Consider the following 14,392-nt stretch of genomic DNA (forward strand, 5'->3'; position numbering starts at 1 on the left):
TGAACAGAGTCAATAAAAGAGCTTACTTGAGTGATAGGAGATTTCTATACACAATTTAATGAAATATCGTTATATCATAAGGTTTATGATACTCTTTTTTTCAACTAATAACGAATTAAAGGAATGTCTCAGCTATGCGTTCACGCTTTTTTTCAACCAAACAACTTGTGCGCCTTATCCCACTAGCCGCGTTGTTGCTGAGCGCCTGTAATCTAAATCAGATAAAGACTCAAGGTTCAGCATCTGATAACGATATGCAATGGCAAGCTCGCCAACAAGCATTAAAGAAAATTTCACAATATGAAACTCGAGGTGCTTTTGCTTATATCGAAGATACTAACAAAACTTATGCCCGATTCTATTGGCAAGACAGCGCCGATGAGCGTTATCGCTTATTGTTGACAAATCCACTAGGTACCACAGAACTTGATTTAAATATTATGCCAGGTGTCATTGAAGTCACAGATAATAAAGGCAAAAAATATTATAGCAATAACCCTGCAGAGATGATTTATCAACTGACTGGCATGGTTATTCCACTGAAAAATCTACGCGCTTGGCTTGTTGGTTTACCGGGTGATGCTACTAACTTCGAATTAGATGCAAACCACTTATTAAAATCTGTCACATTACCCACACCTGAAGGCGATTGGATTGTGACTTATCAAGCTTATGATTCAAGTATCACCCCTAACCTGCCACAACGCCTTGAATTAAAACAAGGTGAACGTACTATCAAATTAAAAATGGATAACTGGGATATACAGCAATGACTCTAAGTTGGCCTTCTCCTGCCAAATTAAATCTTTTTCTCTACATTACAGGGAAACGCCCTGATGGTTATCATAATCTACAAACGTTATTCCAGTTTTTAGATTACGGCGACACACTAACCATTACGCCTCGTAACGATACCCAGTTAACTATCTTAACGCCAATTGATGGCGTAGAAGATAAAGATAATTTAATTATTAAAGCTGCTAAATTACTGCGTGATTATTGCCAACAACATAATATTGAGTTGCAGTATCAAGGGGCTGATATCAGTGTTGATAAAAAGCTTCCAATGGGGGGAGGCTTAGGTGGAGGTTCATCTAACGCAGCAACCACATTAATTGCACTTAATTACCACTGGCAAGCGGGTTTAAGTGACGAAATCTTAGCCGAATTAGGGGTAAGTTTAGGGGCTGATGTCCCTGTTTTTGTAAAAGGTCATGCTGCGTTCGCCGAAGGCGTTGGCGAAATTTTAACCCCTGCAAAGCCAAAAGAGCAATGGTATTTGGTCGCACACCCCGGAATTTCCATCCCAACCCCGACAATCTTCACAGATCCAGAATTAAAACGTAATTCTCCTATTCGCTCTCTTGGCGCATTATTAAAGGCTCCGTTCGAAAATGACTGTGAAATGATCGCAAGAAAACGTTTTCGTGAGGTTGAATATCTGCTTTCGTGGCTGTTAGAATATGCACCGTCACGCTTAACTGGAACAGGTGCCTGTGTGTTCGGCGAGTTCGACTCACAAGTTGCCGCTAGTAAAGTGTTAATTAACGCCCCTGAGTGGGTGCATGGGTTTGTAGCGCAAGGCGTCAACATTTCTCCTCTGCATTTATTCCGCTCAAGGATACCTGTGTTATTGCACCCGTAAAATGATGTTTACAAACCCTATGTTCATAAACACGTTTTTTACTGGTCAACAATATCTCTCTCTGGACGCAAGCCTGAGGTTTTTCTCGTGCCCGATATGAAGCTTTTTGCTGGTAACGCAACCCCGGAACTGGCTCAACGTGTTGCCAACCGACTCTACACTAGCCTAGGAGACGCTGCTGTAGGTCGTTTTAGCGACGGTGAAGTCAGTGTGCAAATCAACGAAAACGTACGTGGTGGTGATGTATTTATCATTCAATCAACCTGTGCACCTACTAATGATAACTTAATGGAATTAGTGGTCATGGTTGATGCATTACGTCGAGCTTCCGCTGGTCGTATCACTGCTGTTATTCCTTACTTCGGTTATGCCCGTCAGGATCGCCGTGTTCGTTCAGCCCGTGTTCCTATTACGGCAAAAGTTGTTGCGGATTTCTTATCTAGTGTAGGCGTAGACCGTGTTTTAACCTGTGACTTACACGCAGAACAAATCCAAGGGTTCTTTGATGTACCGGTTGACAATGTCTTCGGCAGCCCGATTCTTTTAGAAGATATGCTTCAAAAAGATTTGGACAACCCTATTGTTGTTTCTCCAGATATTGGCGGCGTTGTTCGCGCTCGTGCTATCGCTAAACTTCTGAATGACACTGATATGGCTATCATTGATAAACGTCGCCCTCGTGCTAACGTTTCTCAAGTTATGCATATTATTGGTGATGTTGCTAACCGCGACTGTATCCTTGTTGACGATATGATCGACACAGGTGGTACATTGTGTAAAGCAGCAGAAGCACTGAAAGAACGTGGTGCTAAGCGCGTTTTTGCTTACGCAACCCACCCCATATTTTCTGGTAATGCTGTTGAGAACATCAAAAGCTCTGTTATTGATGAAGTGGTTGTCTGCGATACAATTCCATTGTCAGCAGAAATCAAAGCATTAAATAAAGTCCGCTCATTGACCCTTTCTGGCATGCTGGCTGAAGCAATTCGCCGTATTAGCAATGAAGAGTCAATCTCTGCGATGTTTGAACATTAATTTGTTATAAACATTCATTGCAATTTGAGATAACTAAACCCGCTATAGCATTTGTTATAGCGGGTTTTTTGTCGCCGTTCCTCAAATAGGAAACTTTAGGTAATAAAAAACCCGTCATAATATCAACGGGTCTATAGATGGGTATGACAACGCATAATAATGATAGTTACTTAATACCAGTTTATTTTAACTCCGTTATTATTTTTATTTTATCTGTTCTTGATATTAATAACGTTACCGATATTATGGATAACGGTGATTATCATGGCGACGATAACGCTCATCATGATTACGTAACCACCAATATCTTTCTGCAATTGTTTCTCTACCACCAATACGGGCACCCGCTAACCAAACCAGAGCACCTATAAAGATCCCCATTAAAGAGATGTCTGCTAAAAATTCAGGCAATCCTAATGGAAAAATATGACTAAGAAGCGTATAACCCAGACTACCGAGCATAACAATCATCCCCGTAGCCATACATAAATTACCCACTGCAAATGCATGTTTATATTTCATGTTGCACCTCCAAGCGCGTCGTCAGACGATTCAACAACAAAATACATCGAATAACCTTTTATTCTTTGCAGTTATTATAGCCATAAACACTAAAAAGTTACTGTCGAAGGGATCACATCAATCCGAAATTTATTGACAAATCTTCACAAAAAATGTGTTTTTTTCCTTTAAAAGAAGAAAATAGCGTCTATTTTGTTGCTTTCGCTCTTTTTGTTAAATCTAAAATAGTGGTTTTTTCTCCTGCTTATCATTGCAAAAAACATTCTATACAATCTATTTTGTGCTTATGAGCTTAGACAGGTAAACTATGGGCTTTCTTTTAAGACGATAACAGTGAAAGGCTATTGTGAGTAAAATTAAACTTATCGTCGGGTTAGCAAACCCCGGTGCAGATTATGCCCAGACTCGCCATAATGCGGGTGCTTGGTATGTTGATTTATTGGCTCAACGTCATCAACAATCTCTAAAAGAAGAGAGTAAATTCTTTGGTTATACCGCTCGCATTAATTTGAATGGCAATGATGTTCGATTATTAGTGCCTACGACTTTTATGAACTTAAGCGGTAAAGCGGTACAAGCAATGGCGAATTTCTACCGTATTGAGCTTGATGAAATTTTAGTTGCACATGATGAACTCGACTTACCACCAGGTATTGTCAAAATGAAATTGGGTGGTGGCAATGGTGGTCATAACGGGTTAAAAGATATTCAAAGTAAGTTTGCTAATAATCCGAATTTCTATCGTTTACGCATTGGCATTGGACACCCTGGTGATAAAAATAAAGTTGTTGGCTTTGTATTAGGCAAACCGCCAATGAGTGAACAAAAATTAATTGATGACGCGATTGACGAAGCTCTTTCATGCACAGATATTTTAATGCGTGATGGGTATGAGAAAGCAATAAATCGTTTACATAGCTTTAAAGCGTAGTCGTTATATTAATAGATTAAGTCATTTTAATATTCAGAGGGTGAAACAGCCCTCTTCTTTTGTACGATTTCCCCATGATGATTTAATCAATCTAGGATTTGCTCTATAATAGCGCCAAATTTTTTTAACTGCACACAACAGGAATACTCCCTCCTGTTGTTTTTATGTGACAAGGTGAACGTTTATGGGATTTAAATGTGGTATCGTCGGTCTGCCTAACGTAGGGAAATCTACACTGTTTAATGCCTTAACTAAGGCAGGTATTGAGGCAGCCAATTTCCCATTCTGTACTATCGAGCCAAATACAGGTGTTGTTCCAATGCCTGACCCTCGTTTAGATAAACTGGCTGAAATTGTTAAACCACAGCGTATTTTACCTACAACAATGGAATTTGTTGATATCGCGGGCTTAGTAAAAGGCGCATCTAAAGGTGAAGGTTTAGGTAACCAATTCCTCACCAATATTCGTGAAACTGAAGCAATTGGCCATGTAGTTCGTTGTTTTGAAAATGACAACATTATTCATGTTGCAGGTAAAGTTGATCCTGCCGAAGATATCGAAACTATCAATACTGAATTAGCACTTTCTGACTTAGAGACGTGTGAACGAGCAATGCACCGTAATCAGAAAAAGGCAAAAGGTGGCGATAAAATCGCTAAAGCAGAAATGGAAGTGTTAGAAAAATGCTTACCGCATTTAGAAAACGCGGGCATGTTACGAGCTTTAGATTTAACGGAAGAAGAAAAAGCAACGATTCGTTATTTAAGTTTCTTAACGTTAAAACCTACCATGTATATTGCAAACGTTAATGAAGATGGTTTTGAAAACAACCCTTATCTTGAAACTGTTCGTAAAATTGCGCAAGCTGAAGGCTCTGTAGTGGTTCCTGTTTGTGCCGCTATCGAAGCAGATATTGCTGAGTTAGAAGATGCAGAACGTGAAGAGTTTATGCAAGATTTAGGCATTGAAGAGCCTGGATTAAACCGTGTTATTCGCGCGGGTTATGCACTACTGAACTTACAAACTTACTTCACTGCTGGCGTTAAAGAAGTCCGTGCATGGACTATCCCTGTGGGTGCAACTGCACCACAAGCAGCAGGTAAAATCCACACTGACTTTGAGAAAGGTTTTATTCGTGCTCAAACTATCGCTTATAACGATTTTATCACTTACGGTGGTGAACAAGGCGCGAAAGAAGCAGGTAAAATGCGTGCAGAAGGTAAAGAGTATATCGTTCAAGATGGCGATGTAATGAACTTCTTGTTTAATGTGTAATAACTGCTTATATTAATATCATTACTAAACCTGCGAGCATATTCGTGGGTTTTTTATATGTATTTAATTTACTTTTCCTAATTAACAATCCATTTCAAATTTAAATATTAGCATTAAAAAAATTTCTTCCATAGGAAGATAATAATAAGCAATACCTACAATATTTTCACTTAACCATCTTTCTGATGAAACAAAACTCCAGTCTATTTGATCCCCAACAGTGGCGATACTAAATTATAATAAAATGCGTTGTGCTCTTTCATTTCATTCTCTAACTAAGAGAGATCATATAGTGACTCAATAAAATCTAAGTTATCAATCTGCTACGCAACAGCTTTTTTCTCTACTCATTTGCAAATTATTTTATCCATGCGAATAGCTCGACTATAAAATTATCAATATAACTATTTTTAGTTATCTCCTTTAGATGATATATTTAATAAATTAATCTTATTAATAATAAAATAGAATATTAAAATTTTTTTTAACCAATAAATGCAATAAGTTAAATTCAATTAAAACAGTAATCTATATTAAAATTTAAAACATGAAACTATCGCCTTCTATTTAATCACAATAAAAACATTTGAAATACTTATGAATAAGGCTAATACTTAATTTAATGATCAATTAATGATTGTTACTTTTTAAATAAAGGAATGGCTTTAACATGAATAATAATTTTCAATCTAATGTGCGAGATAATAGCGATATAAAACATAATAAAAATCATCATTGTCAATGTGGACAGGAAATAATAACAAACTTAAATAATTATATTAGTAAACACCCCGAATGCACTGTTTATCAAAACTCATTAATGAGTAGCTTAATTGCCGGTGTATATGATAGTGAGGTTACTATTGCTGATTTATTAACGCATGGTGATTTTGGTTTAGGAACTTTTGAACAACTTGATGGAGAACTCGTTGCATTCGACAATACTGTTTTTCAATTACGTTCTGATGGTAGCGCTCGTAAGGCTTTACATTCTCAAAAATCCCCTTTTGCTGTAATGACATTTTTTAATTGTGATATTGAACATCACTTTTCTCATGGTGTATCACAAAAAGAAATACATAACATAATTAATCAATATGTCCCTTCTGATAACCTGTTTTGTGCAATCAGAATTGAAGGCGAATTTGAATTAGTTAAAACACGGACAGTACCTCGACAAACACCCCCTTACCGCCCAATGTTAGACGCTATCGAAAATCAGCCTACTTTTACGTTTCACAATGAAGTGGGCATTATTGCAGGCTTTCGTTCACCACAGTTTACTCAAGGAATAAATGTTGCTGGATTTCATGAGCATTATATTAATCAACAACGCCAAGGTGGTGGTCATGTTCTAGATTATTATTTAAAAAATGGCACCTTACAAATCGGTGTTATTTCCCGTCTTACTATTGATTTACCCAACCAATCTACATTTCTACAAGCGAACTTAATGCCCGACGATCTTCATCAGGCTATAGAACAAGCTGAAAATTAATCTAGCAGTCTATTAATTTTATTATTAATTCTATTTATTCACTTGCAAAATCAAAGAAGGTTATATGAATACTCCTCATTGGAAATGTGGTGCAGATTTAGTGGTTAAACAATTAGAACAACATGGCATTAAACAGGTATTTGGTATTCCTGGTGCAAAAATTGATCGTGTATTTGATTCTCTTGTTGATTCCAGTATTGAAACGGTCGTTGTTCGTCATGAAGCTAATGCCGCATTTATGGCGGCTGCGGTTGGACGTTTAACGGGTAAAGCGGGTGTTGCTATCGCAACATCTGGGCCAGGGTGTTCTAACCTAGCCACGGGCATTGCAACAGCCACTTCTGAAGGTGATCCACTGGTCGCATTGGGTGGATCTGTCAAGTCTGCAGATAGATTAAAATTGGTTCATCAAAGCATGGATACTGTTACCATGTTTAATCCGATTACAAAATTCTGTGCAGAAATTGATTCTTCAAAATCAATTTCTGAAACCATGGCCAATGCTTTCCGTCATGCAGAATCAGGAAGACCAGGCTCCGCTTTCTTAACTTTTCCAATGGATATTTTAAATAGTGCTGTTGATAGCCCAATATTAGTGCCTAAGTCTAAATCAAATTTGGGTGGTGCAAATAATGATGCAGTAAAAGAAGCGGTTAAATTATTATTAGCTGCAAAAAGTCCTGTTATTTTATTGGGTTTACAGGCAAGTTTTCCTGATAATGCATTAGCCTTACAATCATTACTTGATATTTGCCCATTACCTATAGTTGGAACTTATCAATCAGCAGGTGCGATTGCTCAACGCCATTTTCCTTTATTTGCAGGCCGAATTGGTTTATTTAATAATCAACCAGGTGATGAATTACTTTCTCATGCGGATTTAGTGATTACTTTAGGTTATAGCCCTATCGAATATGAGCCGTCATTATGGAATCACAATAATGCTAATATTATTCATATTGATGAAATTCCTGCTGAAATAGATTTAGCTTACTGTCCTGATTTAGAATTAACAGGCAATATTAAATTAACGATTGATAATTTAACTCAACATTTTGCTAAACAATCCATCTCTCAAATTACACTCTCAAATAATACACATCAGGTTTTAGAAAAGATCCGTCACCAAAGAGAAACTCTGCAACAAAACAGTTATTTTAGACAGGGTAGCCCTATTCACCCTTTAACCATTATTCATGAGATGCAAAATATTATTAATAATGATGTCACGCTTTGTATTGACATGGGAAGTTTTCATATTTGGCTTGCACGTTATCTCTATAGCTTTAGGGCAAGACAAATGTTGATTTCTAATGGGCAGCAAACGATGGGTGTTGCATTACCTTGGGGAATTGGCGCATCATTTGTTCGTCCCTCTGACAAAATTATTTCTGTCTCTGGTGATGGTGGCTTTATGCAGTCGTCGATGGAATTAGAAACTGCGGTTCGTTTAAATACAAATATTTTGCATATTATCTGGGTTGATAACGCTTATAATATGGTGGAAATGCAAGAGCAAGAAAAGTATGGACGTTATTCGGGTGTAAAATTTGGTGCAATTGATTTTAAACGTTACGCGGAATCCTTCGGTGCTAAAGGCTTTTTTGTTGATTGTGCTTCTCAATTACGTACCGTTTTACATGAAGCGATGGCTGTTGATGGCCCCGCTGTTCTTGCTATTCCTGTCGATTATCGTGATAACGCTAAATTAATGGAACATATTGATTATAATTTAATCATTTAGTTATTTTACTTAAATATCGTGTTTTAAAAAATAAGGATGAGCATTTTCTACTCATCCTTATACCTTTCTTTGTTTTTCTTCCTATCTTATTCTTTTGATACAAAACAACTTCATTGTTAATAAAAAGTTATTATCTATTTCTTCTTTCGTTTTTTTTATTAATAATACGTTATGCGATTTTTGTGCATAAAAATGAAAGTAGATAATATAAAGTAAACTAAGTCTTATCTTATCTGACACAGGCATTTTAGTGCTTACAATAACCATAAATAAATTAAATATAGACTTTCAGTTATCAGGATAATCACGATGTCTCACACCTCATTACTTGCTTCTCATGCTCGATTTATTTCACATCGCCTTCTCCCTAATGAAGATGTGATTGTCGCATTACGACAAATGATGAAAGAGCAAAATCTAAAATCAGCATTTATTGCAGGTTGTGTAGGAAGTTTAACAGATGTGGCATTGCGCTTTGCAGGACGCGAAGAAAATCGCTATCTTACAGGCAAATTTGAAATTGTTTCACTGATTGGAACATTAGATACTCTAGGTGAACATTTACATTTAGCGGTCTCAGATGAAAATGGATTAATGTGTGGTGGACATATGATGCCTGGCTGTACAGTGCGCACGACGCTAGAACTCGTTATTGGTGAGTTAGAGCAAGTGACTTTTAGCCGTCAGCCTTGTGAACACTCTGGTTATGAGGAGTTAGTCATCACACCGCGTAAATAACATTTTTATAAAAAGAACGTTATTTATGCAAAATAATAAAACCAATAGTCACTATCCTTTGTAAAGGTTTTTAAACTATGTCTACCACACCTCACATTTCGAGTCGAACACTCGTTCTAATTGTTGTTTCTATTGCCATAAATATGATCGGTGGTCAAATTACCTCAATGGTAAAGCTTCCCATCTTTCTAGATTCTATCGGTACACTGATTTGTGCCTTATTAGGTGGCCCATGGGTTGCATTGTTCACAGGATTATTAACTAATCTATTATGGGGATTAATTAGTGGCCCTATGGCCGCCGCATTTGCGCCTGTTGCCATGATGATAGGGTTAAGTGCAGGTTTATTAGCACGCGCTGGAGGCTTTCGCTCTTTAATTCGCGTCATTGGCTCTGGCGTTATTATTACTTTAGCTTTAATGATCGTTGCTGTTCCTATTCGTACCTATTTATTTGGTGGTGCAACAGGAAGTGGCGCTGATTTCTTTGTCGCTTATTTTCATGCTGTGGGTGAAGGACTCATCGAATCTGTTGCTATTACTGTATTAGGTGCTAATCTCGCCGATAAAATATTATCCGCAATTATCGCTTGGTTATTAGTACGTCAGCTACCACAAAGAACACAACGCAATTTTCCCGCGATGGCCAAGGTTCGTTAATAATGCATCCCTTTACCTCATTGGCATTATGGCTTTGGCTAAGTGCTAGTGTGCTTTTTTTATCGCTAAGCTTACCACTGCTGATTATCAGCAGTGGGACTTTTATTGGCGTATTGCTTTGGAAAGCGTCTCGCTGGCGCTGGCGTTTTATTGTCTGGTTAATGCTCCCCATGGCAATAGGGTTATGGTTAGTCCATAGTGGTTGGTTAGCTTATTGGTTAACCGGTGAGCCTTTAGATACCCGTAAACAAACGATGGCAATAACACTATGGTTAAGATTATTAGCAATAATAAGTAGCGCTCAATTGTGGTTACAATACACCTCAACAGAGCAATTTATCAGGGCCTTATTTGCTAGCCGTTTACCGATGAGCCTCTCCTATTTACTAGCAGGACCTTTGTTACTTGTAGAACAATTACGCCAACAATTACACAATATAAAAGAAGCGCAATTAGCACGAGGTGTTCCTCTTGATGGATCATTTTGGCAACGACTTATCACATTACCCGCCATTATTTTGCCCCTTATTAGTCACGTTTTAAGTGATTTAACTGTTCGAAGCGCAGCATTAGATATGCGAGGATTTCGCATTATTGCAAAGCGGACAACCTTATATCCTCCAAAGGATACGCCACTGCAAACAATGGTTCGTTATTTGATTTTATTGCTTATCTTGATTGAAGGAGGTATTTGGCTATGGTACTAAATCTTCAGCAATTGAGTTTTACCCCAAAAGGTGATGAACAACCTATTATTGGCCCTATTGATTTGCAGTTAAAACAAGGGGAATGGCTTGTTATTTTAGGAGGCAATGGCAGTGGGAAAAGTCTTCTTGCGCAATTACTCGCGGGGTGGTTACCCGACTTATTAACAGGGTCAATTCAAGGTATTGGTATCGTACAAAATATCGCTCTCGATAAAAGTCGATTAGTGTCACTCGCTCCGGGTCGTCAGCTCGTTCAACAATCGCCACAATTACAACTTTCAGGATGTGCATTCACCGTAGAGCAAGAAATTGCCTTTGGCCCAGAAAATTTAGGGTTGAGTGACAATGAAATTCGATTTCGAGTAAAAGAAGCTATGGCATTAACACAATGTGAATACTTGCGTTTTCACCACCCTTCAACGCTTTCAGGTGGTGAGGCTCAACGTGTTGTTATCGCAAGTGCACTCGCTATGCACCCGAAATTATTATTACTTGATGAAGCTTTTAGCCGCTTAACGCCCAATGCGACCCAACAATTACAACTACGTATAAAACACTATGCAAAAGAGCATAAATGCAGTGTGGTCATTTTTGAACGCAATTTATTACCTGCAATAAGCCTGAGTGAACAATTTTTATTATTAGAGGCGGGAAAAATAAAGGCAAAAGGTACGTTAGACTCTATTTTTCCATTCTTGTTTTCAACGATTAATGCGCCCGATGCATGGCAAGCTTTACACTGGTTAATTGAAAATCATCATTGGGATAAGAATATTGTGAATAATGATAAAGCCTTGCTTAATGCTTTTAAGGAATTTTATGTTACAGCTCAATAATGTGACTTATCGCTGGAGCGAAGATGTTCCGCCTTGTATCTCTCAATTATCATTCACATTAAATCAAGGGGAATGGATAACCTTAGTCGGTGATAATGGGGCTGGTAAATCTACCTTATTACGATTAATTGCAGGACTATTAACGCCCAATGAAGGTGATATAACACTCAATAATCAGTCACTTTTTCAATTAAAAGCACAGCAACGCGCTCATTATATTGGGGTATTATTTCAAGAGCCTGAACGACAAATCTTTCATAATACAGTCGCAAAAGAGGTGGTTTTCAGCCTAAAACAGCATAAATTCTCTAAAGAAGAGATTAAAAGGCGTTTAGATGAAACACTGTCGCTTTGTGGTTTAAGTGATGTTGCAGATGTTCACCCTTTAGATTTACATGCAGGCCAACGTAGAATGGTTGCTGTTGCAAGTTTAAGTATTTTATCGCCTCAAATATTATTACTAGATGAACCCACTCGTGATTTTGATGCACATTGGTTAAGCTGTTTTGAGAATTGGCTTCAGGTACAAAAAACATTAGGTAAAACGGTATTGGCTATTAGTCATGATCTTGATTTTACTGCTCGCCATTTTCAGCGTGTTATCCATTTATCCTCAGGTAAATTAATTGCAGATGGTTCGCCTGAAAAAGTGCTAATGAATTCAACACTGCAATCCCTTTCCGATATCCCAGCGCCTACGCTATACTCATTAAGCCAAAAACTAAAATTACCCATTAAAAAAAACACCCCCATTGAGTGGGCTAAAATGCTAGTTGAAATGAACAAAAAACACTAAAATAAACTCATAATAATCTTAAGATTTATCGCCATTATTGTGTTTATTTATGCGTAGTCGGAGATAAAAAATGGAAATCATCCACACTTTATTAGACTCATTGAGTCACTTATCTCCTCTTACCCTATTCTTATCTATTATCTTAATCACTGCGGGAAAATCGACTATCGGTATTTCCTCATTTTTGCCACCAGCATCTTTAATGTTAATCTTTATTTTCGGTGCTTGTTTACCGCTTTACTCCCCAATATTTCTTTGGTTAGCGACCAGTTGTGGTGCTTTACTAGGTTCCATTTTAAGCTATGAATTAGGACGTTCTATTTACCGTTTTCCTCGCCTTAAAATATGGGTTAAACGTTATCAGTCAAAAATTAATCGTATTCAACAGCTATTAAAAAATAAAACTCACTATATTTTGTTTATTTCTCGATTCTTAGCTGTCTTTCGCTATTTAACCCCCTTTAGTGCTGGCTTATTAAAATTACCTACATACGGTATTTATATCACCAGCGCCATTTCTGCCTTAGTGTGGTCTGCTATATTTATTTTAATTGCAACAGGAGTGCTTTCCATTGCGTTATAAACGTATTGATTAACACATATTTTTAATCGTTCTATTAATACTAAAAGCCATCTATTTACTTTTTATTTAATCATATTATTTAAATATCTTCTGACTCCTCTTTTTTTATTTTATTTTTAATTATTGACAAATATATTGTTTTTTATCTTTTATTTCTTATGTTATTGATATTTTCTTTTGCACTTTATATTTATCACCATAATTATGATTAAAATTTGCATAATTACTATGTTGATCACAATTTGTTATTTTCTTGTTCTAATTTCATTAGGTCAGTTCACAATTTTTTAACGTCCCTTGTTTCTATAAAAGTTGTCATGTTGTATACAAGTTGGTGTGAAACATTCACCTGCGTTTTTATGTACAGGAACAACATCATGAGAATAAGAAAAACAAAGCTTGCCATCGGTATTGTTGCTGTTATTGCTGTTGTCTCATTAGCAATAGCTGGCAAAAAAGAGAATGCGAATAAACAATTTCTCTCTGTAGCAACCGCTTCAACAGGAGGAACGTATTATCCGATGGGGGTGGGATTAGCAAACGTATGGAGTACACATCTTAAGGATAGAGGCATTCAAGTAACAGGGCAGTCTTCGGCAGGATCGATAGAAAATATCTATTTAATGCAGAAAAATGAAGCCCAACTTTCTATTTTACAAAGCCTATTAGCGGTAGAAGCTTATGAAGGTGTACGTAATTTTGAAGGCAAACCCGAAAAAAATCTGCGCTCAATTTCTATGTTATGGCCCAATGTTGAACACTTTGTTTTGATGAATGACAAAGTAAAAACTGGCACATTAGATGATATTCGTGCAACAAGTTTTTCTGTAGGCCCTCAAGCTAGTGGCACAGAACAATCTACGATCATCATTCTTAAAGGCGTTAATTTAACCAAAAAAGAGATTACTCCTGAATATCTTGGATATGGCGATACCGTTTCCGCCATGCGAGATGGTCGCCTTGATGGCGGTGCATTACCAGCAGGTGTACCAGCCTCAGCCGTCACTGATATGTATGCCAGTGGCGTAAGCGCAAAACTACTCGAAGTGACAGATAAACAACTTGATGATATCAATCATGTGGCAAATTCTTGGTTTCGTTTTGAAATACCCGCAGATACCTATCCTCGTCAAACCGAAATGGTTAATACGATAGCTCAACCCAATATTTTAATGACCACTACTAATATTGATAATGACTTAGTGTATGAGCTGACAAAAACCATGTTTGAAAATCTGCCAGAGGTTCATCAGGTTCATAGCGCGGCCAAATACATCACTACCGAAAATGCATTAAAAGGCGTTTCTGTACCACTGCACCTAGGGGCTTACCGTTATTACCAAGAAATTGGATTAGAGATCCCTGATTATCTTATTCCACCAGAAGCTCAAACGCAGACTAATAATAAATAACAGGAGTGAG

Annotated in this window: 15 protein-coding genes; 14 read left to right on the top strand and 1 reads right to left on the bottom strand. The window is 37.3% G+C overall.

The genetic code is table 11. From position 1 onward, the window contains the following. The first annotated feature begins 134 nt into the window (after positions 1 to 134). The 3 genes from lolB (at position 135) to prs (ending at position 2,680) form a co-directional block, all read left to right on the top strand. Positions 135 to 773, top strand: coding sequence for a lipoprotein insertase outer membrane protein LolB (lolB, locus tag GWJ05_RS14580; protein WP_036936567.1), 639 nt, complete (start codon positions 135 to 137; stop codon positions 771 to 773). After that, positions 770 to 1,645 (top strand): 4-(cytidine 5'-diphospho)-2-C-methyl-D-erythritol kinase, encoded by an 876-nt coding sequence (gene ispE / locus GWJ05_RS14585; protein ID WP_036936564.1) that lies wholly within the window; start codon positions 770 to 772, stop codon positions 1,643 to 1,645. Before lolB ends, ispE begins: the two co-directional genes overlap by 4 nt. Positions 1,646 to 1,732: 87 nt before the next feature. Further along, entirely contained in the window at positions 1,733 to 2,680 is a 948-nt protein-coding gene (prs, locus tag GWJ05_RS14590) for a ribose-phosphate diphosphokinase (RefSeq protein ID WP_036912921.1), read from the top strand. A 243-nt stretch (positions 2,681 to 2,923) separates the two neighbouring features. On the opposite strand, the gene ychH is transcribed toward prs, so the two are convergent. After that, complete coding sequence (gene ychH / locus GWJ05_RS14595; RefSeq protein WP_006536555.1) at positions 2,924 to 3,202, bottom strand: stress-induced protein YchH; 279 nt, start codon at positions 3,200 to 3,202, stop codon at positions 2,924 to 2,926. Positions 3,203 to 3,548: 346 nt separating this feature from the next. Between ychH and pth the strand changes: the two genes are divergently transcribed. From pth to GWJ05_RS14650, 11 genes are all read left to right on the top strand, one after another. Next, positions 3,549 to 4,133 carry an aminoacyl-tRNA hydrolase gene (pth, locus tag GWJ05_RS14600; protein WP_036936558.1) on the top strand — a complete coding sequence of 195 codons (585 nt, stop codon included), beginning with the start codon at positions 3,549 to 3,551 and terminating at the stop codon, positions 4,131 to 4,133. A 184-nt stretch (positions 4,134 to 4,317) separates the two neighbouring features. Then, positions 4,318 to 5,409, top strand: coding sequence for a redox-regulated ATPase YchF (gene ychF, locus GWJ05_RS14605; RefSeq protein WP_036936555.1), 1,092 nt, complete (start codon positions 4,318 to 4,320; stop codon positions 5,407 to 5,409). Between the two features lie 670 nt (positions 5,410 to 6,079). Further along, complete coding sequence (budA, locus tag GWJ05_RS14610) at positions 6,080 to 6,907, top strand: acetolactate decarboxylase (protein ID WP_036936552.1); 828 nt, start codon at positions 6,080 to 6,082, stop codon at positions 6,905 to 6,907. A gap of 64 nt (positions 6,908 to 6,971) precedes the next feature. Next, complete coding sequence (gene alsS, locus GWJ05_RS14615; RefSeq protein WP_036936550.1) at positions 6,972 to 8,651, top strand: acetolactate synthase AlsS; 1,680 nt, start codon at positions 6,972 to 6,974, stop codon at positions 8,649 to 8,651. 309 nt (positions 8,652 to 8,960) lie between these two features. Then, entirely contained in the window at positions 8,961 to 9,389 is a 429-nt protein-coding gene (locus GWJ05_RS14620) for a PPC domain-containing DNA-binding protein (protein ID WP_036936547.1), read from the top strand. A 77-nt stretch (positions 9,390 to 9,466) separates the two neighbouring features. Continuing rightward, the gene (locus GWJ05_RS14625) at positions 9,467 to 10,048 is read left to right on the top strand and encodes a membrane protein (protein WP_036936544.1); all 582 of its coding nucleotides are present in this window, start codon (positions 9,467 to 9,469) and stop codon (positions 10,046 to 10,048) included. Positions 10,049 to 10,050: 2 nt separating this feature from the next. Then, positions 10,051 to 10,755 (top strand): energy-coupling factor transporter transmembrane component T, encoded by a 705-nt coding sequence (locus GWJ05_RS14630; protein WP_036936542.1) that lies wholly within the window; start codon positions 10,051 to 10,053, stop codon positions 10,753 to 10,755. Beyond that, complete coding sequence (locus GWJ05_RS14635) at positions 10,746 to 11,591, top strand: energy-coupling factor ABC transporter ATP-binding protein (protein WP_036936539.1); 846 nt, start codon at positions 10,746 to 10,748, stop codon at positions 11,589 to 11,591. The genes GWJ05_RS14630 and GWJ05_RS14635 overlap by 10 nt, the downstream gene beginning before the upstream one ends. Continuing rightward, positions 11,575 to 12,387 carry an energy-coupling factor ABC transporter ATP-binding protein gene (locus GWJ05_RS14640; RefSeq protein WP_036936536.1) on the top strand — a complete coding sequence of 271 codons (813 nt, stop codon included), beginning with the start codon at positions 11,575 to 11,577 and terminating at the stop codon, positions 12,385 to 12,387. The genes GWJ05_RS14635 and GWJ05_RS14640 overlap by 17 nt, the downstream gene beginning before the upstream one ends. Positions 12,388 to 12,457: 70 nt before the next feature. Continuing rightward, on the top strand, positions 12,458 to 12,970 hold the full coding sequence (locus GWJ05_RS14645) for a DedA family protein (RefSeq protein ID WP_036936532.1): 513 nt from the start codon (positions 12,458 to 12,460) through the stop codon (positions 12,968 to 12,970). Positions 12,971 to 13,347: 377 nt separating this feature from the next. Beyond that, the gene (locus GWJ05_RS14650; RefSeq protein WP_036936529.1) at positions 13,348 to 14,382 is read left to right on the top strand and encodes a TAXI family TRAP transporter solute-binding subunit; all 1,035 of its coding nucleotides are present in this window, start codon (positions 13,348 to 13,350) and stop codon (positions 14,380 to 14,382) included. Positions 14,383 to 14,392: the final 10 nt, after the last annotated feature.

It is taken from the genome of Proteus sp. G2626 (assembly GCF_009915985.1).
GTDB lineage: Bacteria > Pseudomonadota > Gammaproteobacteria > Enterobacterales > Enterobacteriaceae > Proteus > Proteus vulgaris.

Coding starts and splice junctions, on each gene's coding strand:
- alsS (WP_036936550.1), top strand. CDS start 6,972: ATGAATACTCCTCATTGGAAATGTGGTGCAGATTTAGTGGTTAAACAA.
- budA (WP_036936552.1), top strand. CDS start 6,080: ATGAATAATAATTTTCAATCTAATGTGCGAGATAATAGCGATATAAAA.
- GWJ05_RS14650 (WP_036936529.1), top strand. CDS start 13,348: ATGAGAATAAGAAAAACAAAGCTTGCCATCGGTATTGTTGCTGTTATT.
- GWJ05_RS14645 (WP_036936532.1), top strand. CDS start 12,458: ATGGAAATCATCCACACTTTATTAGACTCATTGAGTCACTTATCTCCT.
- GWJ05_RS14630 (WP_036936542.1), top strand. CDS start 10,051: ATGCATCCCTTTACCTCATTGGCATTATGGCTTTGGCTAAGTGCTAGT.
- GWJ05_RS14620 (WP_036936547.1), top strand. CDS start 8,961: ATGTCTCACACCTCATTACTTGCTTCTCATGCTCGATTTATTTCACAT.
- ychF (WP_036936555.1), top strand. CDS start 4,318: ATGGGATTTAAATGTGGTATCGTCGGTCTGCCTAACGTAGGGAAATCT.
- ychH (WP_006536555.1), bottom strand. CDS start 3,202: ATGAAATATAAACATGCATTTGCAGTGGGTAATTTATGTATGGCTACG.
- GWJ05_RS14640 (WP_036936536.1), top strand. CDS start 11,575: ATGTTACAGCTCAATAATGTGACTTATCGCTGGAGCGAAGATGTTCCG.
- GWJ05_RS14635 (WP_036936539.1), top strand. CDS start 10,746: ATGGTACTAAATCTTCAGCAATTGAGTTTTACCCCAAAAGGTGATGAA.
- ispE (WP_036936564.1), top strand. CDS start 770: ATGACTCTAAGTTGGCCTTCTCCTGCCAAATTAAATCTTTTTCTCTAC.
- GWJ05_RS14625 (WP_036936544.1), top strand. CDS start 9,467: ATGTCTACCACACCTCACATTTCGAGTCGAACACTCGTTCTAATTGTT.
- lolB (WP_036936567.1), top strand. CDS start 135: ATGCGTTCACGCTTTTTTTCAACCAAACAACTTGTGCGCCTTATCCCA.